At 75.3% G+C, this 23566-nt stretch carries 5 protein-coding genes; 4 read left to right on the top strand and 1 reads right to left on the bottom strand.

The genetic code is table 11. The features are described 5' to 3' along the window. Nucleotides 1-29 precede the first annotated feature (29 nt). Nucleotides 30-15443, top strand: a complete 15414-nt coding sequence (locus ACZ4WH_RS32565) for an SDR family NAD(P)-dependent oxidoreductase (RefSeq protein ID WP_468187613.1) — start codon at nt 30-32, stop codon at nt 15441-15443. Nucleotides 15444-15534: 91 nt separating this feature from the next. Further along, nucleotides 15535-19398 (top strand): type I polyketide synthase, encoded by a 3864-nt coding sequence (locus tag ACZ4WH_RS32560; protein ID WP_468187611.1) that lies wholly within the window; start codon nt 15535-15537, stop codon nt 19396-19398. Between the two features lie 67 nt (nt 19399-19465). Here the strand turns inward: ACZ4WH_RS32560 and ACZ4WH_RS32555 are convergent, their stop codons facing one another. Then, nucleotides 19466-19720: a hypothetical protein gene (locus ACZ4WH_RS32555; protein ID WP_468187609.1), complete on the bottom strand. Its 255-nt coding sequence runs from the start codon at nt 19718-19720 to the stop codon at nt 19466-19468. Between the two features lie 289 nt (nt 19721-20009). Here ACZ4WH_RS32555 and ACZ4WH_RS32550 point away from each other — a divergent pair, with 289 nt between their 5' ends. Next, nucleotides 20010-20813 carry an ABC transporter ATP-binding protein gene (locus ACZ4WH_RS32550; protein WP_468187607.1) on the top strand — a complete coding sequence of 268 codons (804 nt, stop codon included), beginning with the start codon at nt 20010-20012 and terminating at the stop codon, nt 20811-20813. Beyond that, complete coding sequence (locus tag ACZ4WH_RS32545) at nt 20813-23323, top strand: FtsX-like permease family protein (protein ID WP_468187605.1); 2511 nt, start codon at nt 20813-20815, stop codon at nt 23321-23323. The genes ACZ4WH_RS32550 and ACZ4WH_RS32545 overlap by 1 nt, the downstream gene beginning before the upstream one ends. The last annotated feature ends 243 nt before the right edge of the window (nt 23324-23566 follow it).

The raw sequence follows: 23566 nt of genomic DNA, 5'->3' as shown, positions 1-23566 counted from the left end.
ACCTCTTCGCACAGGAGTGGCGACACCCGATGACCAACGACGAAAAGCTGCTCTCCTACCTCAAGCGGGTCTCCGCCGACCTGGCCCAGACCCGTCAGCGGCTGCGCGAGGTGGAGGGCCAGGACCGGGAGCCCATCGCCATCGTCGGGATGAGCTGCCGCTTCCCCGGCGGCGTGACCACCCCGGAGGAGTTCTGGCGGCTCGTCCACGACGGCACCGACGCCATCGGTGACTTCCCCGACGACCGGGGCTGGGACCTCGACGCGCTGTACGACCCCGACCCGGACGCCACCGGCAAGAGCTACGTCACGCGCGGCGGATTCCTGTCCGAAGCGGCCGGGTTCGAACCGGACTTCTTCGGCATCAGCCCCCGTGAGGCGGTCGCGATGGACCCCCAGCAGCGGCTGCTGCTGGAGGTGTCGTGGGAGGCCCTGGAACGTGCCCGCATCGCCCCCGACTCGGCGCACGGCGCCCGGATCGGGGTGTTCGCCGGCACCAACGGCCAGGACTACAAGGACCTGCTGGCGAGGATGCCGGAGGACAGCGAGGCAGCGCTCGGCACCGGCGTGCTGGCCGCCGTGATCTCCGGCCGGATCTCCTACACCCTGGGCCTGGAGGGCCCGGCCGTCACCGTCGACACCGCCTGCTCCTCGGCGCTCGTCGCCGTGCACCTGGCCGTCCAGGCGCTGCGCGACAAGGAGTGCACCCTCGCCCTGGCCGGTGGCGCCACCGTGATGGCCACGCCGGGCAACTTCATCGCCTTCAGCCGGCAGCGCGGCCTCGCCCTCGACGGCCGCTGCAAGTCCTTCGCGGACGCGGCGGACGGCACCGGCTGGAGCGAGGGCGCCGGCATGCTGGTGCTGGAACGGCTCAGCGACGCCCGCCGCAACGGCCACGAGGTGCTGGCCGTCGTCCGTGGCTCCGCCGTCAACCAGGACGGCGCCTCCAACGGCCTGACCGCCCCCAACGGCCCGTCCCAGCAGCGCGTCATCCGGGCCGCGCTCGCCGGGGCACGGCTCACCGCCGCCGACGTGGACCTGCTGGAGGCACACGGCACCGGCACCACGCTCGGCGACCCCATCGAGGCCCAGGCGCTGCTCGCCACCTACGGCCAGGACCGGCCCGCGGACACCCCGCTGTGGCTCGGCTCGGTGAAGTCCAACATCGGGCACACCCAGGCCGCGGCCGGCGTCGCCGGCATCGTCAAGGCCGTCATGGCGATGCGGCACCGCGTGCTGCCCAAGACGCTGCACGCCGACGAGCCGTCCACCAAGGTCGACTGGAGCCAGGGCCAGGTCCGGCTGCTGACGGAGAACCGGCCCTGGCCCGACCCCGGCCGCCCGCGCCGCGCCGCCGTCTCCTCCTTCGGCGCCAGCGGCACCAACGCGCACACCATCCTGGAGGAGGCCCCCGCCGAGGAACCGGCTCAGGCCGAGCCGCGCACGGCGCCGCCGCTGGTGCCGTGGGTGGTCTCCGGCCGGACCGAGCGCGCCCTGCGCGAGCAGGCCGCCCGCCTGGTCGCCGCCGCCGGCGAGCTGGACCCGGTGGACGTGGCGCACTCCCTGGCCGCCACCCGCACCGCCCACCCGTACCGGACCGTGGTCCTCGGCGCGGACCGGGACGGGCTCCTGGCGGCCATGACCCGGGTCGCCGACGGCGGTCCGGGCGCCGCCTCGGGCCGGGTCCGCAAGGGACAGACCGCCTTCCTGTTCACCGGGCAGGGCGCCCAGCGCGCCGGCATGGGCCGGGAGCTGCATGCGCACTTCCCCGTCTTCGCCCGCGCCTTCGACGAGATCTGCGCGCACTTCGGCGACGACGAACTGCGTGACCTCGTCCTCGGCGACGACCCCGAGCCGCTCAACCGCACCGCCCGCACCCAGACCGCGCTGTTCGCCTTCGAGGTCGCGCTGTACCGGCTGGTGGAGTCCTGGGGACTCACGCCCGACTACCTGGCCGGGCACTCCATCGGCGAGATCGCCGCCGCCCACGTGGCGGGCGTCCTGGACCTGAAGGACGCGACCGCACTGGTGGCCGCGCGCGGCCGGCTCATGCAGGCGCTGCCCGGGGGCGGCGCCATGATCGCCGTACGCGCCTCCGAGGAGGAGGTCCGCCCGCTGCTCACCGAGCGGGTCGGCATCGCCGCCGTCAACGGCCCCGGCTCCGTGGTGATCTCCGGCGACGCGGCCGAGGCCGAGGCGGTGGCCGCCCACTTCGCCAAGAGCCGCCGGCTGACGGTCTCGCACGCCTTCCACTCACCGCTCATGGAACCGATGCTGGACGGGTTCCGGGCGGTCGCCGAGTCCCTGACCTACCAGCGGGCCACCGTCCCGGTCGTCTCCAACGTCACCGGCGCCCTCGCCACCCAGGACATCGCCGGCCCCGACTACTGGGTGCGGCACGTGCGCGAGGCGGTCCGCTTCCACGACGGGATACGCGCCCTCGCCGCCGAGGGCGTCACCCGCTTCCTCGAACTCGGCCCCGACGCCGTGCTGACCGCCATGGCCCGCGAGTGCCTGGCCGCCGACGGCACCGACACCGACGCCGTACTCGCCGCCGCCACCCGCCGCGAGCGCGACGAGACCGAGACCCTGCTCACCGCCGTGGCCCAGCTGTACACCGGCGGGGCCGCCGTGGACTGGACCGCGCTGTTCACCGGCGCCCGCACCGTCGACCTGCCCACCACCGCCTTCCAGCGCGAGCGGTTCTGGCCCGAGACCGCAGCACCCGTCGGCGACGTCGGCTCCGCCGGCCTGGACCCCGCCGACCACCCGCTGCTCGGCGCGGCCACCGTGCTCGCCGACACCGACGGCGCCGTGCTCACGGGCCGGCTGTCGGTGCGCACCCACGCCTGGTTCGCCGACCACGTCGTCGGCGGCTCGGTCGTCGTCCCCGGCACCGCCATGGTCGAACTCGCCGTCCGCGCCGGCGACCAGGTCGGCTGCGGACGCCTGGAGGAACTCGCCCTGGAAATACCGCTGGTGCTGCCCCCGGACGACGGCGTGCGCGTCCAGGTCGCCGTCGCAGCGCCCGACCCGTCCGGCGCCCGCACCGTGCAGGTGTACGCCCGCGCCGAGAGCCTGCCCGCCGACGAGCCGTGGACCCTGCACGCCTCCGGCCTCCTCGCCGCGGACACCGGCACCCCGGGCAGCCGCCTGGACGTCTGGCCCCCCGAGGACGCCGAACCCCTCGACACGGACGGTCTGTACGAGCGGCACGCCGCCGCCGGACTGGAGTACGGGCCCGCCTTCCAGGCGCTGACCGCAGCCTGGCGGCGCGGCGAGGAGCTGTACGCCGAGGTACGGCTGCCGGAGCGGCCCGCCGCCGACGCGCCCCGCTTCGGCCTGCACCCGGCCGCCTTCGACGCGGCCCTGCACGCCCTCGCCCTGCTCGGCGACGGATCGGCGGACGACACCGCCCGGCTGCCGTTCATGTTCGCGGGCGTCACCCTGCACGCGGTCGGCGCCTCGGTGCTGCGGGCCCGGCTGGTACCCACCGGCAAACACGCCTTCGCCGTCGACCTGGCCGACGCCACCGGCGCCCCCGTCGCCACGGTCACCTCGCTGGCCTCCCGCCCGCTCACGAACCTGCGCGCCGCCCGCGACACGACGGCCGACGCCCTGTTCACCCTCGACTGGCAGCCGCTGCCCCTGGACGCCGACGCCCCCGACACCGCCCACCGGGTGCTGCACAGCACGCCCGGCACGGACGCCGCAGCCGTACGGCAGGCGCTGCACACCGCGCTCGCCGCCCTCCAGGACGACGACCCCCGCCCGCTGGCCGTCGTCACCCACGGCGCCGTCGGCGTCGCGGGGGAGGACGTGCCCGACCTGGCCGGCGCGGCCGTCTGGGGCCTGGTGCGGTCCGCGCAGTCGGAGAACCCGGACCGGTTCGTCCTGCTCGACCTCGAACCGGGCACGGACGCCGACGCCGTCCTGCCCGCCGCCCTCGCCACCGGCGAACCGCAGATCGCCGTGCGCGCCGGCACGGCCCACGCCGCCCGGCTGGTGCGCGCCGAAGTGCCCGCCGAATCAGCCGAGCCGGACCTCGACCCCGAGGGCACCGTCCTGCTCACCGGCGCCACCGGCGGACTGGGCCCCGTGCTCGCCCGCCACCTGGTCACCGCCCACGGCGTCCGGCACCTCGCCCTGCTCAGCCGGTCGGGCCGCGCCGACGACCTGATCGCCGAACTCGCCGCCCTCGGCGCCACCGCGACCGCCCACGCCTGCGACACCGCCGACCGCGACGGCCTCGCCGCCGTCCTCGCCGGCATCCCGGCCGAGCACCCGCTCACCGCGGTCGTCCACGCCGCCGGCGTCCTGGACGACGGCGTGGTGTCCTCGCTCACCCCCGAGCGGATCGACACGGTCCTCGCGCCGAAGGCGCTCGGCGCCCTCCACCTCCACGAACTCGCCGGAGATGTCCGGGCGTTCGTGCTGTTCTCGTCCGTCGCCGGCACCGTCGGCGCCCCCGGCCAGGGCAACTACGCCGCCGCCAACGCCCTCCTGGACGCCCTCGCCGCGCACCGCCACGCCCAGGGACTGCCCGCGCTGTCCCTGGCGTGGGGCCCCTGGGCCCCGTCGGGCGGCATGACCGGCTCCCTGGACGAGGCCGACCGCGCCCGGATGGCACGCGGCGGCATGACCGCCCTGTCGGCCGAGGAGGGCACCGCCCTGTTCGACCGGTCGCTGCACGCCGGCCGTCCCGCCCTGGCGCCGGTGCGGCTCAGCCTGCCCGCGCTGCGCGCCCAGGGCAGCGGCCTCGCCCCCGTCTTCCGCGCGCTGGCGGGCCGCCCGGTGCGCCGGGAGGCCGTCGCCGAGGGCGCCGACGCCGGCTTCGCCGAGCGCATGGCCGCCCTCGGCGACGAGGAGCGCGCCGAGGCGCTGCTGCACACGGTCCGCACCCATGTCGCCGCCGTGCTCGGGCACGCCAACCCGGAGAGCGTGGAGACCGACCGGGCCTTCAAGGACCTCGGCTTCGACTCGCTCGCCGCCATCGAGCTGCGCAACTCCCTCTCCGCCGAGCTGGACCAGCGGCTCGCCGCCACCCTCGTCTTCGACCACCCCTCACCCGAAGCGCTCGCCGCCCACCTCGGCACCCTGGTCGACGGCGGCGCCCGGACCGGGGCCCGCCGGGGACGTCGTACTGTCAAGGCCCGCGCGGACGAGCCGCTGGCCATCGTGGGAATGGCGTGCCGCTACCCGGGCGACGTCCGCACCCCGCAGGACCTGTGGCGGCTGGTCGCCGACGGCACCGACGCCATCACCGCGTTCCCCGCCAACCGGGGCTGGGACGTGGACCGCGTCGTCGACCCCACCCGGCAGCGCCCCGACACCTCCTACGTCGGCGAGGGCGGATTCCTGCACGGCGCGGGCGAGTTCGACGCCGCGTTCTTCGGCATCAGCCCCAAGGAAGCCCTCGTCATGGACCCGCAGCAGCGGCTGCTGCTGGAGGCGTCCTGGGAAGCGCTGGAGAACGCGGGCATCGACCCGCACAGCCTCAAGGGCAGCCGCACCGGTGTGTTCGCCGGCGTCCAGTACCACGACTACTTCGGCAGCTTCGGATCCGGCAGCATCATCTCCGGCCGCGTCGCCTACACCCTCGGCCTGGAGGGGCCGTCACTGTCCGTCGACACGGCCTGCTCCTCCTCGCTGGTGGCGCTGCACCTGGCCGCCCAGTCGCTCAGGCAGGGCGAGTCCGGCCTCGCCCTGGTCGGCGGCGTCGCCGTCATGGCCACCCCGGAGACCTTCATCGAGTTCAGCCGGCAGGGCGCGCTCGCCCCCGACGCCCGCACCCGCGCCTTCGCCGACGCGGCGGCCGGGACCGTGTGGGGCGAGGGCGTCGGCGTCCTGGTCGTGGAACGCCTCTCCGACGCCCGCCGCAACGGCCACGAGGTGCTGGCCGTCGTCCGCGGCACCGCCGTCAACCAGGACGGCGCCTCCAACGGCCTCACCGCCCCCAACGGCCCGTCCCAGGAACGCGTCATCCTCGAAGCGCTGGAGAACGCCCGCCTCACCACCGCCGACGTCGACGTGGTGGAGGCGCACGGCACGGGTACGACGCTGGGCGACCCGATCGAGGCACAGGCCCTGCTGGCCACCTACGGGCAGGAGCGCTCCCCGGACGGCCCGCTGTGGCTCGGATCGATCAAGTCCAACATCGGGCACACCCAGGCCGCCGCCGGTGTCGCGGGCGTCATCAAGATGGTCATGGCGATGCGCAACGGGGTCCTCCCGAAGACCCTGCACGTGGACCAGCCGTCCACGAAGGTCGACTGGGACGCCGGACAGGTGCGCCTGCTGACCGAGCAGCGGGACTGGCCGCAGCACGGCCGGCCGCGCCGGGCCGGTGTGTCGTCCTTCGGCATCAGCGGCACCAACGCGCACGTCATCCTCGAACAGGCCCCGCCCACCCCCGCCGAGCCGGACCGCACCGGACCCCAGGATCTCGCCGTGCCGTGGCTGCTCACCGCCAAGACGCCCGCCGCGCTCGCCGGCCAGGCCGCCGCGCTCCTCGGCCACCTCGACACGCACCCCGGGCTCGATCCGTCCGACGTCGGCTGGACCCTCGCCACCACCCGCGCCCGCTTCCCGTACCGGGCCGCGATCACCGGAGCCGACACGGCCGAACTGCGCGGCGCCCTCGCCGCGCTGGCCGACGGCAGCACCGCCCGCACCCTCGCCGAAGGCACCGCGACCGGCCGCGCCCGGCCCGTGTTCGTCTTCCCCGGCCAGGGCTCCCAGTGGCCCGGCATGGCCACCGAACTCCTCGAGGAATCCCCGGTGTTCGCCGCCCGCATGGCCGAGTGCGCCGCCGCCCTCGCGCCGTACACCGACTGGGACTTCGCCACCGAGCTGCGCGGCGACCTCGACCGTGTGGACGTCGTCCAGCCGCTGCTGTGGGCCGTGATGGTGTCCCTCGCGCACACCTGGAGCACGTACGGCGTCACCCCGGCCGCGGTCATCGGCCACTCCCAGGGCGAGATCGCCGCCGCCTGCGCGGTCGGCGCGCTGTCCCTGGAGGACGGCGCCCGCGTCGTCGCCCTGCGGTCCCAGGCCATCGCCGAGCTGCTGTCCGGCTCGGGCGGCATGATGTCCGTCGGCGAGGGCGCCGACGCGGTCCGCGCCCGGCTCGCCGCCTGGGACGGCCGGCTGTCCGTCGCCGCCGTCAACGGCACCGCCTCCACGGTGGTGTCCGGCGACGCCGACGCCCTGGACGAACTCCTCGCGCAGCTCCGGGAGGAGAAGGTCCGCGCCAAGCGGCTGCCCGTGGACTACGCCTCCCACAGCGCCCACGTCGAGACCCTGCGCGAGCGCCTCGCCGAGGTCCTCGACGGCATCGAGCCGCGCGCCACCCAGGTGCCGTTCTACTCGACGGTCACCGGCGGCCCGCTCGACACCACCGAACTCGGTGCCGGGTACTGGTACACCAACCTGCGCGGCACCGTGCTGTTCGAGCAGGCGGTGCGCGCGGCCGTCGCCGACGGGCACCACCTGTTCATCGAGTCCAGCCCGCACCCTGTGCTCACCGTCGGCATCCAGGAGACCGACGACGCCGTGGCCGCCGTGGGCTCCCTGCGCCGCGACGAAGGCGGCCGGGACCGGTTGCTGACCGCCCTGGGCGAGGCGTTCACCCACGGCGCGGGCGTCGACTGGGCCGCCGTCGCCGAGGGCCGCCGGCCGCGCCGCGTCCCGCTGCCCGGCTACGCCTTCCAGCGCGAGTGGTACTGGCTCGACTCCACCGCGAGCGGCGCCGACGTCACCTCCGCCGGCCTCGCCCCCACCGACCACGCCCTGCTCGGCGCCGCGATGGTACGGGCCGACAGCGAGGGCGTCGTCCTCGCCGGCCGGCTCTCCCCGGGCACCCAGCCCTGGCTGGAGGACCACCGGGTCGGCGGCCGGCTGCTCTTCCCCGGCACCGGGCATCTGGAACTCGCGCTGCGCGCCGGCGACCAGGTCGGCTGCGGCGACATCGCCGAACTCACCCTGCACGCACCGCTGGTCCTGCCCGACCACGGCGCCGTCCAGCTCCAGGTCACCGTGGGCCCGCCGGAGGGGGAGACCCGCCCGGTCACCATCTGGTCGCGGCCGGAGAACCCCGACGAGGACCTGCCGTGGACCCGGCACGCCGACGGCCTGCTCGCCCCGACCGGCACGCTCGCCGCCGGCCCCGAACCGCTCACCGCCTGGCCCCCGCGGGGCGCCCAACCGGTACCGCTCGACGGCCTGTACGACGAACTCGCCGCCCTCGGCCTCGGCTACGGCCCCCTCTTCCAGGGCCTGCGCGCCGCCTGGCGCACCCCGGACGGGCTGTACGCGGAGGTCGCGACCGACGCGGCACCCGACGGCTTCGCCCTGCACCCGGCCCTGTCGGACGCCGCCCTGCACACCGTCGGCCTCACCGACGCCGCCGGCGACGAGGCCCTGCTGCCGTTCGCCTGGTCCGGGGTACGGCTGTACGCCACCGGCGCGACCGCGCTGCGCGTCCATGTCCGGCCCACCGGCGAGGGCACCGTCTCGCTCACGCTCGCCGACCCCACCGGCGCGCCGGTCGCCGCCGTCGACGCGCTCACCCTGCGGCCCCTGCGGACCGAGGCCCTGGCCGCCGCCGCTCGTTCGGCCCGCGCGGGCGCGCTGTACCGGGTCACCTGGGTGCCGGCCCCCTCGGCCGCGCCCGCCGACGCGGCACCGGAGGTGGTGCGCGCCCCGGCCGGCACGAGCGCCGCCGAGGCGCGGGCGGCCGTCGACGCGGTCCTCGACCAGCTGCGCACCCGGCTCGCCGCCGACGACGTCACTCTGGTCGTCGTCACCGGCACCGACCCGGCGGGAGCCGCGGCCGGCGGCCTGGTCCGCTCCGCCCAGTCGGAGAACCCCGGCCGGATCGTGCTCGTCGAGGCCGAGGCGGAGGCCGAGGAGGAGTTGGACGCCGAACGCCTCGCCGAGGCAGTGGCCACCGGCGAACCGCATCTGGCCTTCCGTGACGGCGCGTGGTACGTCCCCCGGTTGTCCCGCGTGACGGCCACCGACGACACGCGGACGGACGCCGGTCAGCTCTCCGGCCTGGGCTCCGGCACCGTTCTGCTCACCGGTGCCACCGGCGCCCTCGGACGGATTCTCGCCCGCCACCTGGTCGCCGAGCGGGGCGTCCGGTACCTGCTGCTGGTCAGCCGCGGCGGCGCCCCGGACGACCTCGTCGCCGAACTCACCGCGCTGGGCGCCGAGGTGACGAGCGCCGCCTGCGACGTCGCCGACCGGGCCGCCCTCGCCGCCGTGCTGGACGCCGTACCGGCCGACCGGCCGCTGACCGCCGTGATCCACGCGGCCGGCGTCCTCGCCGACGGCGTGCTCACCTCCCTGACGCCGGAGCGGATGGACACGGTGTTCCGGCCCAAGGCCGATGCCGCCTGGAACCTGCACGAACTCACCGCCGGCCCGGACCTCGCGGCGTTCGTGCTGTTCTCCTCGTCCGCCGCCACGCTCGGTTCGCCGGGCCAGGCGAACTACGCCGCCGCCAACGCCTACCTCGACGCCCTCGCCGTGCACCGCCGTACCCTCGGACTGCCCGCCCACTCCCTGGCCTGGGGCCTGTGGGCGCAGGCCGGCGGCATGACCGGCACCCTCGACGAGACGGACCTCACGCGCATCGCCCGCGGCGGTGTCGCCCCGCTGGAGACCGAGGAGGGCGTCGCCCTCTTCGACGCCGCCCTGCGCGGGGCCGACCCCGCCGTGCTGCCGGTGAAGCTGGACCTGGCCTCCCTGCGGGCCCAGGGCGAGGGCCTGGCCCCGCTGTTCCGCGCCCTGGTGCCCGTACGACGGGCCGGTGCGGCCACCGGGCCGGGCGCGGGCGGTGGCGCCGACGGTCTGCGGGACCGGCTCGCCGGGCTGCTGGAGGCGGAGCGCGAACCGTTCCTCACCGAACTGGTGCAGAGCCATGTCGCGACCATCCTCGGCTACCGCTCCGCCCAGGACGTCGGCCGCACCCTGGCCTTCCGGGAACTCGGCTTCGACTCGCTGGCCGCCGTCGAACTGCGCAACCGGCTCTCCGCGGCCACCGGCCTCCGGCTGCCCGCCACCCTCGTGTTCGACCACCCCACCCCCGCCGAACTCGCCCGCCACCTGCTCGGCGAACTCACCGGCACCCTCGCCGAGACCACCGCCCGCACCGCCCCCCGGGACATCGCCGCAGACGAGCCGATCGCCGTGATCGGCATGGCCTGCCGCTTCCCCGGCGGCATCGCCTCCCCGGAGGACCTGTGGCGGCTGGTGGCCGAAGGCCGGGACGCCATCGGCGAGTTCCCGACCGACCGCGGCTGGGACGTCGAGAACCTCTACGACCCGACCCTGGACCGGCCCGGCACCAGCTACACCCGGCACGGCGCCTTCCTGTACGACGCCGCCGACTTCGACCCGGCGTTCTTCGCCATGGACGACGAGGAGGCCCTGGTCACCGACCCCCAGCAGCGGCTGCTGCTGGAGACCTCCTGGGAGGCGCTGGAGCGGGCCTCCATCGACCCCGCCACCCTGCGCGGCTCCGACACCGGCGTGTTCGCGGGCGTCATGTACCACGACTACTTCGGCAGCTTCGGTTCCGGAAGCGTGGTCTCCGGCCGGGTCGCCTACACCCTCGGCCTGGAGGGCCCGACCCTGTCCGTCGACACGGCCTGCTCCTCCTCGCTGGTGGCGCTGCACCTGGCCGCGCAGTCGCTGCGACAGGGCGACTGCTCCCTTGCGCTGGCCGGGGGCGTGACCGTCATGGCCACCCCGGGCACCTTCGTGGAGTTCAGCCGGCACCGGGGCCTGTCCCGCGACGGCCGCTGCAAGCCGTTCGCGGACGCCGCCGACGGCACCGGCTTCGGCGAGGGCGCAGGCGTCCTGCTGCTGGAACGGCTCTCCGACGCCCGCCGCAACGGCCGTAAGATCCTCGCCGTGCTGCGCGGCACCGCCGTCAACCAGGACGGCGCCTCCAACGGCATCAGCGCCCCTAACGGCCCCGCCCAGCAGCGCGTCATCCGCCGCGCCCTGCGGGCGGCCGGCGTCCCGGCGGCCGAGGTCGACGTGGTCGAGGCGCACGGCACCGGCACCACCCTCGGCGACCCCATCGAGGCCCAGGCGCTGATCGCCACGTACGGCGCCGAGCACACCGAGGACCGCCCGCTGTGGCTCGGCTCGGTCAAGTCCAACCTGGGGCACACCCAGGCCGCCGCCGGTGTCGCCGGTGTCATCAAGATGGTCGAGGCCCTGCGTGCCGAGACCCTGCCGGCCAGCCTCGGCGTCGACCGGCCCTCCCGGCACGTGGAGTGGGAGGGCGGCAACGTCCGCCTGCTCACCGAGAACCGCCCCTGGCCCGACCCGGGCCGCCCGCGTCGCGCCGGCGTCTCCTCCTTCGGCATCTCCGGCACCAACGCCCACGTGATCATCGAGGCCGCGCCGCCCGCCGAGGAACCTGCCCAGGAGTCCCCGGCGCCGCCGACCGACCTCGTGCCGTGGCTGTTCTCCGGCCACACACCGGACGCTCTGCGCGCCCAGGCCGCACGGCTGCTGGAGCACCTGGCCGCCGCCCCGGACGCCGACCCGCACCGCCTCGCCGGCGCGCTCGCCCACGCCCGCACCCGGCTCGGCCACCGGGCCGCCGTCCTCGGCCGCACCCGCGACGAACTGACCGCGGACGTCCGGGCCCTGGCGGAGGGCCGTACCCCGCGGGCCGGCGTCCTCGGCACCGCCACCGACGGCCGGCTCGCCTTCCTCTTCTCCGGCCAGGGCTCACAACTGCCGGGCATGGGCACCGGCCTCGCGGCGGCCTTCCCGGCCTTCGCCGCCGCCTTCGAGGAGGTCCGGGCACAGCTCGACCCGCTGCTGGACCGGCCGCTCGCCGACGTCCTGGGCTCCGCCGAGCTGCTGGAGCGCACCGAGTACACCCAGCCCGCGCTGTTCGCCGTGGAAGTCGCCCTGTACCGGCTGCTGGAGTCGTTCGGCGTCCGGCCCGACCTGCTCGCCGGGCACTCCGTCGGCGAGTTCGCCGCCGCCCATGTCGCCGGAGTGCTCGACCTCAAGGACGCCTGCACCCTCGTCGCCGCCCGGGGACGCCTCATGCAGGCCCTGCCCGAGGGCGGCACGATGATCGCCGTACGCGCCACCGAGGACGAGATCACGCCGCTGCTGGGGGACGGCGTGGGGATCGCGGCCGTCAACGGGCCCACGTCCGTCGTCGTCTCCGGACCCGCCGGACCCGCCCGTGCCCTGGCCGCCCGGTTCGAGCGCACCAGGGAACTGGCCGTCAGCCACGCCTTCCACTCGGAGCTGATGGAGCCGATGCTGGCCGAGTTCCGCGAGATCGCCGCGCCCCTGTCGTACGGGACGCCGCGCATCCCGCTGGTGTCCACCGTGACCGGAGCCCCGGCCGCCCCCGACGAGCTGTCCACGCCCGAGTACTGGGTACGGCACGCCCGTGAGGCCGTCCGCTTCGCCGACGCCGTCACCGCCCTGCACGCGGCCGGCGCACGGCACTTCGCGGAGGTCGGCCCGGGCAGCGCGCTGACCGCCGCGGTCGGCGAGTGCCTGCCCGACGGGACGGCCGTCGTACCGCTGCTGCGCAAGGACCGCGAGGAGACCGAAGCCCTGCTCACCGGGCTCGCCGCCCTGCACGTGCACGGCCGCGCCGTGGACTGGGCGCCGCTGCTGCCCCACCGGGACGGCTCGGACCTGCCGACCTACGCCTTCCAGCGCGGCCGCTACTGGATGACCGGCGACGTCGGCCTGCCCCGCCCGGCCGCCGACCACCCGCTGCTCGGCACCGCCGTCGAACTCGCCGGCGCCGACGGCACTCTCCACACCGGCCGGCTCTCCCTCGCCGACCATCCGTGGCTCGCCGACCACAGCGTCGGCGGGGTGCCGCTGCTGCCGGGCACCGCCTTCGTCGAGATGGCCCTCGCCGCCGGTGCCGGCGTCGACTGCGGCACGGTGGAGGACCTGACCGTCACCGAACCGCTGCCGCTGCCCGAGGACGGCGCCGTCCGCCTCCAGTGCACGGTCGGCGAACCCGATGCGACGGGCGCCCGCGCCTTCCGTGTGTACGCCGCCGCGGCCGACGGCGACCCGTGGACCACCCACGCCACCGGCACGCTCCGCCCCGCCGAGGACAGGCCCGGCCACGACCTCACGGCCTGGCCGCCGCCCGGCGCCGAACCGGTCGACCTGGACGGCGTCTACGACCGGCTGGCCGAACTGGGCGCCGAGTACGGGCCCCGCTTCCAGGGCCTGCGCGCGGCCTGGCGGCTCGGCGACGAGGCGTACGCCGAGGTCGCCGTCCCTACCGACGGGGCCGCGTTCGGCCTGCACCCGGCGCTGTTCGACGCCGCCCTGCACACCATCGGGCTGCGCGCCGGAGCCGAGGAGCGCATGACGCTGCCGTTCGCCTGGAACGGCGTGGAGCTGTACGCGCCGGGCGCCACCGCCCTGCGGGTGCGGATCGCCCCGGCCGACACCGGCGCGGTGCGCATCGAGGCCGCCGACGACACCGGGCGGCCGGTGCTCCGGGTGGCGTCTTTGTCGCTGCGGGAGGTGGACCCGGAGCGGATCGCCGCGGCCGCCGCCGGCGGACACGACGACCTGTTCGCGCTCGACTGGGTGCGCGTCTCCGTGCCCGCGGCCCCGCAGGCCGGGCGGTGGACCGTTCTCGGCCCCGGCCGGCAGGAGCTGGCCGATGCCCTGGCCGGCGAGGTCGCCGAGGTCGCCGTCGCCGACGACCTCGCCCAGGCCGCCGGACAGGCCTCCGACACCCTGGTCGTCGTGCACAGCGGCGGCGACGGGGCGGACGCGGTCCGGGCCGGTGTCCGGCAGTTGCTCGCCCTGGTGCAGGACTGGCTGGCCGACGCCCGGTTCGCCGACACCACCCTGGTGGTGGCGACGCGCGGTGCGACCGGCCCGGGGGACGTCACCGACCCCGGTGCCGCCGCCGCGTGGGGCCTGATCCGCTCCGCCCAGTCCGAACACCCCGACCGCCTGGTCCTCGCCGACCTGGACGACACCGACGCCTCCCGCCGTCTGCTGCCCTCCGCCGTCGCCTCGGGCGAACCCCAACTGGCCCTGCGGGACGGCGGATCGAGCGTCCCCCGGCTGGTGCGCGCGCCGCGCCTGGCCGACCCCGCCCCGGCCGACTTCTCCGGCGGCGTCCTCGTCACCGGCGGCACCGGCGCCCTGGGCCGGCTGGTCGCCCGGCACCTGGTCACCGCGCACGGCGCCGAGCGGCTGGTGCTGCTCAGCCGTGGCGGACCCGACGCGCCCGGCGCGGCCGACCTGCGGCAGGAACTCACCGCGCTCGGCGCCCAGGTGACCGTCGTCGCCTGCGACGCCGCCGACCGGGCCGCCCTCGCCCGCGTCCTGGACGAGCACCCGGTCTCCGCCGTCGTGCACACCGCGGGCGTCCTCGCCGACGCCGTCCTCACCTCGCTCACCCCCGAGCGGCTGGACGCGGTGCTGCGGCCGAAGCTGGACGCCGCCTGGCACCTGCACGAACTGACCCGCGAGCGGCCCCTGACCGCGTTCGTGCTGTTCTCCTCCGCCGCGGGCCTGCTCGGCAGCCCCGGCCAGGCCGGCTACGCCGCCGGCAACACCTTCCTCGACGCCCTCGCCGCCCACCGCAGGTCGCTCGGCCTGCCCGCGGTCTCGCTGGCCTGGGGTGCCTGGGCGGGCAGCGGCGGCATGGCCGACCGGCTCGGCGACACCGACGCCCGCCGCATGGCCACCGGCGGGGTGCTCGCCCTCGACGCGGAGACGGGGCTCGCCCTGTTCGACACGGGCGTGGGCCGCGCCGAACCGGTGCTGCTGCCGGCCCGCCTGGACCTCGCCCCGCGCGAGGCCGCCCGGGTCGCCCCGCTGCTGCGCTCCCTGGTGCGGGCGCCGCGCCGGACCGGGCCCGGGGCGTCGGCCGCCGCGTCGGCGCTGCGCCGCGAACTGGCCGCGCTCGCGCCCGACGAGCGGACCGAACGGCTGCTGCGGCTGGTGCGGGACGAGGCCCGGGCGGTGCTCGGCATCGAGGAGTTCGAGGCCGACCTGCCCTTCAAGGACCTCGGCTTCGACTCGCTGACCGCCGTGGAGTTCCGCAACCGGCTCAACGAGGCCACCGGCCTCCGGCTGACCGCCACGCTCGTCTTCGACCACCCCACACCGGCCGCGCTCACCGACCACCTCGCCGGCGAGCTGACCCCGCGTACCGGCGACGGCCCGCGCGCCGAGGAGGACACCGTGCGGGCCGCGCTCGCCGCGATCCCGGTGGGACGGCTGCGCGAGGCCGGACTGCTGGACAGCCTGCTCGAACTCGCCGGACTGCGGCCCGCGCCGGAGCCGGCCGACGACGACGAACCCGGCCGCGCGTCGATCGACGCGATGGACGCCGAGAGCCTGATCAGCATGGCGCTCGACGATCTCGTCGGGGACGACGACGCGCTGTGACGACGCGCAGTGGAGCCGAGCCGAGGCGGCGTTCCGTGAAGCCGCGCAGAGACGACGTGCTGTGACGACGCCCGTGACAAGGAAGAGGACCATGGCCGAGTCCGAGAAGCCGGACACCAGGATGGTCGAGGCGCTGCGCGCCTCGCTGAAGGAGATCGAGCGGCTGCGGGAACGCAACCGCGCGCTGACCGCGGCGGCCCGGGAACCGATCGCGATCGTCGGCATGGCCTGCCGCTACCCGGGCGGAGTCCGGTCCCCCGAGGACCTGTGGCGGCTGGTCGCGGACGGCGCGGAGGGCATCACCCCGTTCCCCGACGACCGCGGCTGGGACCCGGACCTGTACGACCCGACGCCGGGCGTGCCGGGCCGCTCCGCCACCCGGGAGGGCGGGTTCCTGCACGACGCCGGGGACTTCGACGCCGCGTTCTTCGGCATCAGCCCGAACGAGGCCCTCGTCATGGACCCGCAGCAGCGGCTGCTGCTCGAAGGCTCCTGGGAGGCGCTGGAGAACGCCGGCATCGACCCCGTCTCGCTGCGCGGCAGCCGCACCGGCGTGTTCGCGGGCGTCATGTACCACGACTACTTCGGCAGCTTCGGCTCGGGCAGCATCGTCTCCGGCCGCGTCGCCTACACCCTCGGCCTGGAGGGGCCGACGCTCAGCGTCGACACCGCCTGCTCCTCGTCGCTGGTCACGCTGCACCTGGCCGCGCAGGCGCTGCGGCAGGGCGAGTGCACCCTGGCGCTGGCCGGGGGAGTGACGGTGATGGCCTCGCCGGGCACGTACGTGGAGTTCAGCCGGCAGGGCGCCCTCTCCCCGGACGGGCGCTGCCGCTCCTTCGCCGACGACGCGGCCGGTACCGGCTTCTCCGAGGGACTGGGCGTCCTGGTGCTGGAACGGCTGAGCGACGCGCGGCGCAACGGCCACGAGGTGCTGGCCGTCGTCCGTGGCTCCGCCGTCAACCAGGACGGCGCGTCCAACGGTCTGACCGCGCCGAACGGTCCGTCGCAGCAGCGGGTGATCCGGCAGGCGTTGGCGTCCGCCCGGTTGTCGGCGGCCGACGTGGACGTGGTGGAGGCGCACGGTACGGGTACGACGCTGGGCGATCCGATCGAGGCGCAGGCGCTGCTGGCCACCTACGGCCAGGAGCGCACCGGACCGCTGTGGCTGGGGTCGGTGAAGTCCAACATCGGGCACACGCAGGCCGCCGCCGGTGTCGCGGGCGTCATCAAGATGGTGTTGGCGATGCGCAACGGCGTGCTGCCGAAGACCCTGCACGTGGACCAGCCGTCGACCAAGGTCGACTGGGACGCGGGACAGGTGCGCCTGCTGACGGAGGAACAGCCCTGGCCCCGGACGGACCGTTCGCGCCGCGCGGGCATCTCCTCCTTCGGGATCAGCGGCACCAACGCCCACGCCATCATCGAGGAGGCGCCCGCGCAGGACCCGGCGGACGCCGAACCGGACGCCCCGGCGGTCGTCTGGCCCCTGTCCGCCCGCTCCGCACCGGCCCTGCCCGCGCAGGCCGAGCGCCTGCACGCCTTCCTGGCGGACCGGCCCGAGCTGCACCCGGCGGCCGTCGCACGGGCCCTCGGCACCCGCCGCACCGCCTTCGACCATCGCGCGGCCGTCACCGGCACCGACCGGGACCAGCTCCTGGCCGGACTGCGCGCCCTCGCCGACGGTACGCCCGCCCCCACGGCCGCCGCAGGCAGGGCGCGGGCCGGCACCCGTACGGCGTTCCTGTTCACCGGCCAGGGCGCCCAGCGCCTCGGCATGGGCCTCGAACTGCGCGCCCGCTACAAGGTGTTCGCCGACGCCTTCGACGCGATCGACGCCCGGCTCGGCCTGGACCTGGCCCGGGTGCTGGCCGGCGACGACGCCGACGCCGTCCACCGCACGCGGTACGCGCAGACGGCGCTGTTCGCCTTCGAGGTGGCCCTGTTCCGGCTGCTGGAGTCCTTCGGCGTGCGGCCCGACGTCCTGGCCGGGCACTCCGTCGGGGAACTCGCCGCCGCCCATGTGTCCGGCGTCCTCGACCTGGACGACGCCTGTGCCCTGGTCGCCGCCCGGGGACGGCTCATGCAGGCGCTGCCGGAGGGCGGCGCGATGGTCGCCGTACAGGCCACCGAGGACGAGGTACGGCCGCTGCTGGACGACCGTGTCGGGCTCGCCGCCGTCAACGGGCCGTCCGCCGTGGTGCTCTCGGGTGAGGAGGAGGCGGTGCTCGCCGCCGCCGAGGGCTTCGCGAAGACCAAGCGGCTCGCCGTCTCGCACGCCTTCCACTCGCCGCTGATGGACGGCATGCTCGACGATTTCCGGGCGGTGGCCGAGAAGCTGACGTACCACCAGCCGCGCATCCCGCTGGTGTCCACCCTCACCGGGCGCCCCGCCGACGGCGAGCGGCTGCGCGATCCCGGCTACTGGGTGCGGCACGTGCGGGAGACGGTCCGGTTCGCCGACGCCGTCGCCGCCCTCACCGCCTCGGGCGTCGGCCGCTTCGTGGAACTCGGGCCCGACGCCGTGCTGACCGGCCTCGCCCGCGAGTGCCCGGACACCGACGGCGCCGTCCTCGTCGCCCTCGGCCGGCGCCACGGCAGCGAGCCCGTGGCCCTCATGTCGGGTCTGGCCCGGCTGTACACCGACGGCCTCGCCCCCGACTGGGCGGCCCTCTTCCCCGGTACGGCCCGCGCCGACCTGCCCACCTACGCGTTCCGGCACGAGCGGTACTGGCTGAACGCCGACGTGGCCCTCACCGCCCCTCCGGCGGCCGAGCCCGCGCTGTCCGCGCCGGCCGTCGGCGCCGTGGACGCCGAGCCGCTCCGACAGCGGCTCGCCGGTGTCCCGCCGGCCGAGCAGGAGGCGCTGCTGACCGAGGTGATCCGGGCCCGGACCGCAGCGATCCTCGGACACGCGGGACCGGAGGCCGTCGAACCCGACGCCGTCTTCCTGGAGATCGGTATGGACTCCGTCTCCGCGGCCGAACTCCGTGGCGCCCTCGGTACCGCACTGGGCAGCACCCTGCCGGCCGGTGCCGTCTTCGACCACCGCACCCCGGCCGCCCTCGCCACCGCCCTGCGCGGGCACCTGGCCGACGGCGCTCCGGACCCGGTCGGCGCCGGTGACCTCGAATCGGTCGGCGGGCTGGTGCGGCGCGCGGCGGCCGACGGGCGGATGGACCGGGCCATCGACCTCCTGCGCACCGTCGCCGAGATCCTCCCCGGCTTCTCCTCCCTGGCCGAACTCGGTACGGTCGCCGACCCGGTGCGGCTGGCCACCGGCGACGCCGCCCCACGGCTCGTCTGCCTGCCCTCGCCGATGGCACTCGGCGGCGCCCACCAGTACGCCCGGTTCGCCCGGCACTTCCACGGCCGCCGTGACGTCCTGGTGCCGGCGGTGCCCGGCTTCGGCCCCGGTGAGGCGCTGCCGCGTTCCGTGGACGCGGTGGTGGAGGTGGTCGTCGAGGGCATCCGCCGGGCCTGCCCGGACGAGCGGCCGTACGTGCTCGTCGGCTACTCCTCCGGCGGCCAGTTCGCCCACGCGGCGGCCGAGATCATGGAGAAGGCCGGACAGCCGGCCGCCGGCGTGGTGCTGCTGGACACCTATCTGCCCGGGGACGACGGCAAGGACGACCTGTGGCGGCAGATGTTCGACGGCATGCTGGACCGCGAGTCGGCCCTCGGCGGCTTCGGGACCGCCCGCCTCGCCGCCATGAGCCGCTACAGCGACCTGATCCAGCACTGCCTGCCCGGCGCCCTGACGGCACCCGTGCTGTTCGTACGGCCCACGCGGTCCTTCGCCACCGGCACCGGCGACTGGCGGGCGACATGGCCCACGGAGCACGAGCCGGCCGACGTACCCGGCACGCACTTCACGATGCTGGAGGACCGCGCGGAGGCCACCGCCGAGGCGGTGGAGTCGTGGCTGACGGCGACGGAAGCCGGGCGCACGTCCTGAAAAAGGGGACGGCCGAAAGAGAAGGGGCGAGGGCGGCCGAAAGGCCGCCCGCGCCCCGCCTTTTTCTTCACTCGCCGGCCTCGCGGAAATGCGCCAACCACGCGTGGATATCACATCGGATACTGTCCGGATCGACACCTAATTGCAGGGCGATTTCATCCGCGGCCGATTCCGGCTGCCAGCCGCTCCGCTGGAGCGCCAGCCACATCGTCGTACCGCGTGGGCCGCACCGGTGCCGCTTCCCGGTGCGCCGGGAGAACAGCTCAAGATATCCGTCGGGCCGGACCCGGGCGGTCAGTTCGTGCTCAGGCCTGATGGCCATGGGACTTCCCATCTTACGTGGATTTCTGCGGACGGTTTCGACCGTACCCGCGCACACGCCCCGGGACACGGGTGGCAACCGGCCCTTTCCAAGGGGAGTCAAATATGCGGACAAGGGTGATGACACCGCTGCACAAAGGTGGCGGGCCCCCGACGAAACCTTCCGGTCCGAGGTAGAGAAACCTCTACCTCGAACCGGCCGGACAATGCCAATGTGCCGCGGGCCCGGCGTTCCTAATGTGGTCCGCAGACACCGCGTGAGTAGCGCGAAATCTCGTAGGGGAGCCCCAGTGCACACTTCACACGACCTCCGCCGGGCGGAGGCGGTACGGCTGGACGCCGTGTCGAAGACCTATGGCCGGGGAGACAGCCAGGTGGCCGCGCTCCGCGGGCTCACCATGAGCTTCGCCGACGGCACCTTCACCGCCGTCATGGGACCGTCCGGATCGGGCAAGAGCACCTTCCTGCACTGCGCCGCGGGACTCGTCCAGCCCACCTCCGGCACGGTCACCGTCGGCGGCACCGACCTCGCCGGCCTGGACGACACCCGGCTGACCAAGCTGCGCCGCGACCGGATCGGCTTCATCTTCCAGTCCTTCAACCTGCTGCCCGCGCTGACGGTCATGCAGAACATCACCCTGCCGCTGCAACTGGCCGGCCAGCGGCCCGACAAGAGCCTGATCCGCAATGTCGTGCAGCGCGTGGGCCTGGCAGAGCGGCTCGGCCACCTGCCGTCCCAGCTGTCCGGCGGCCAGCAGCAGCGCGTCGCCATCGCCCGCGCCCTGGTGACCCGCCCCGCCGTGGTCTTCGCCGACGAGCCCACCGGCGCCCTGGACACCCGCACCGCCGCCTCCGTGCTCGCCCTGCTGCGCGAGTCCGTCGACACCGCCCGCCAGACGCTGGTCATGGTCACCCACGACCCGGTGGCCGCCTCCTACGCCGACCGCGTGGTCTTCCTCGCCGACGGCGCCTTCGCCGGCGAACTGCCCCGGCCGACGGCCGACGCCGTCGCCGCCCGGATGACCCGGCTCGGCGCCTGGGAGGACGACACGCACCGGCAGAGCGCGGCGCAGCCCTCGGGAGGGCGGTACTGATGTGGCGCCTGGCACTGCGCACCCTGAAGTTCCGCAGGACGAGCTTCGTCGCGACCTTCCTCGCCATGTTCCTCGGCGCCGCGATCGTCATCGGCTGCGGCGGCCTGATGGAGACGGGCGTCCGCATGGCGGCCGACCCGCAGCGCCTGAACGGCGCACCGGTCGTCGTCACCGGTGAACAGACCTACGACTCCACGGCCCTGACCGAGCGTCACCGCATCGACCCCGGCCTCGTCGGCGAGGTCGCCCGGGTCCAGGGCGTCCGCACGGCCGTCGGCGACGTGTCGGTCCCGGCCACCGTCCTCAAGGACGGCAAGCCGGTGACCGGCAAGTCGGCCTCGTACGGCCACGGCTGGGCCTCCGCCCGGCTCACCCCCTATACCCTCGCCGCCGGTAAAACCCCCGTCGCCGGCGGCGAGGCCGTCCTCGACGCGGACCTCGCCCGGCGCGCCGGCGCGCGCCCGGGGTCCTCCGTCGACATCGTCGTCCAGGGCACGGTCAGGAGGTTCCTGGTCAGTGGCATCGCCGAACAGCACGGCGACCACAACCCCGACGCCGCCGTGTTCTTCACGGACGACGAGGCCCGCGCCCTCGCCGGTGGCCGGATCGACTCCATCGGCGTCCTCCCCGCCCCCGGGGCCGAGGTCGCCGCGGTCGCGGACGCGGTGCGCGCCGAGGTCGGCGACCGCGCCGAGGTGCTCACCGGCGAGCGCCGGGGACTGGCCGAACTGCCCGGCACCCTGTCCAGCAAGCGCACCGTCGTCATCCTCGCGGCGGTCTTCGGCTCCTCCGTCGTCCTGATCGTCATGTTCGGCGTCGCCTCCACCCTCGGCCTGTCCCTCCAGCAGCGCGCCCGCGAGATGGCCCTGCTGCGCGCCGTCGGCTCCACCCCGCACCAGCTGCGCCGCATGATCCTCACCGAGACGGCCGTGCTGTCGGTGGGCTCCGTCCTGCTCGCCCTGCTGCCCGGATACGCCATCGGACGGCTGCTGTTCGGGGTGCTGACCGCCAGCGGCGTGGTGTCCTCGGCGATCGTCTACCACGCCGGATGGATGCCGATGGCCGTCGGAGCGGTCGTCACCGTGCTCGCCGCGGCCGGCGCCACCCGCTTCGCCGGACGGCGGGCCGCCCGCACCGAACCGGTCGCCGCGCTGGCCGAATCCACCGCCGGCACCCGTTGGTTCAGCGTGCCCCGGCTGCTGCTCGCGCTGTTCTTCCTCGCCAACGGCATCGGCCTGGCCGTCGCCACCGCGACCGTCATGGAGGACGGCCCCACCCTCGCCAGCACCGCCGGACCCGCCTCCGTGCTGTTCTGCATCGGCCTCGCCCTGCTCGCCCCCGGCATCACCAAGGTCATGGTGGCGCTGCTCCGCCTGCCGGTCCGGGCCTTCTCCGGGCTCTCCGGCCAACTGGCGCTGCGCAACGCCGCCACCGCCAACGTCCGCATGGCGGGGGCGGTCGCGCCGATCGTCCTGCTCATCGGCATCGCCACCGGCACCCTGTACATGCAGTCCACCGAGGACCACGTCTCCCGGACCTCCTACGACCGGAACATCCTCGCCGACTACGTCCTGGACTCCACGACGGGCGGATTCGCGCCCGGTGTGGTCGACCGGGTGCGTGCCACGCCCGGGGTGGCAGCGGCCTCGGAGTTCGTCACCAGCCGCGGCTTCGTGGACCGCCCCGGCGGCCCGGCCCAGGTCGACCTGCGCGGGGTCTCCGCCGACGGCGTGCGGCAGAGCCTGGACCTGCCCGTCGTCGCCGGTTCCCTCACCGGCCTGCGCGGCGACACGGTGGCCCTCTCCGACAAGAAGGCCCGGGAGTACGGGGTGAAGGTCGGCGACCGGCTGCCGATGCACCTCGGGGACGGCACCGCCGTACGCCCCACCGTCGTGGCCCTCTACACCGACAACCCCAAGCAGGAGTACCTGACGCTGCCCGCGGCCACCCTCGCCCCGCACACCGGGGACGGGCTGCCGCACCAGATCCTGGTCCGCACCGCGCGCGGTGGTGGCGCCGAGGTCCATGAGCGCCTCGCCGCGCTGGCCGCCCGGGTACCCGGCACCGAACTGGACGACAGCTCCTCGCTGGCCGGCCGGAACAACCAGATCCAGCAGATCCTGGTGTCCGCCAACTACACCATCGTCGCCATGATCGTCGGGTACGCCGCGATCACCGTTGTCAACACCCTGGTGTCGGTCACCCGGAAGCGGCGCGCGGAGTTCGGCCTCCAGCGGCTCACCGGCGCGACCCGCGCCCAGGTGCTCGGCATGCTGACCGTCGAGGGCGTGCTGATCGGCGTCGTCGCCACCGTCCTCGGCACCGTGGCCTCCGCGACGACCATCGTCCCCTACAGCCTCGTCAAGAGCGACTCCTACCTGCCGTCCGGATCCCTCGGCATCTACCTCGCCATCGTCGGCGGATCGCTGCTGCTGGTGTTCGGCGCCACCCTGCTGCCGTCCTGGCGCGGCATGCGCAGCCCCGCCGTGGAGACGGTGAAGGCCGCGTGAGCCACCCCCTGGCCGGGCCGTCCCCGCTTCCCCCGAGCGGGGGCGGCCCCTCCATGACCGGCGGCCGGGAATGGGAGCATGAGGACATGAAGACTGTGCCGGTCACGTGGGGGGGGGGGAGCGGGGGGGGCACCCCGGACACCCCCGTCGGGGTGGGCCTTTCCCCCAAAGAGCTGCTGTCGGGCGTTCCCTTCTTTCCCACCACCCCCCTCCCCCCCCTTTTTTCCCCCTGGGGCGGCCTTC

It is taken from the genome of Streptomyces sp. NPDC029138 (genome assembly GCF_055564375.1).
Note: the sequence above shows the minus strand (reverse complement) of the source record. Positions and strands in the feature narration are given on the sequence as shown.

What these genes read in the sequence shown, in the direction of transcription:
- ACZ4WH_RS32565 (WP_468187613.1), top strand. Translation starts at nt 30, where the DNA reads ATGACCAACGACGAAAAGCTGCTCTCCTACCTCAAGCGGGTCTCCGCC.
- ACZ4WH_RS32560 (WP_468187611.1), top strand. Translation starts at nt 15,535, where the DNA reads ATGGCCGAGTCCGAGAAGCCGGACACCAGGATGGTCGAGGCGCTGCGC.
- ACZ4WH_RS32555 (WP_468187609.1), bottom strand. Translation starts at nt 19,720, where the DNA reads ATGGCCATCAGGCCTGAGCACGAACTGACCGCCCGGGTCCGGCCCGAC.
- ACZ4WH_RS32545 (WP_468187605.1), top strand. Translation starts at nt 20,813, where the DNA reads ATGTGGCGCCTGGCACTGCGCACCCTGAAGTTCCGCAGGACGAGCTTC.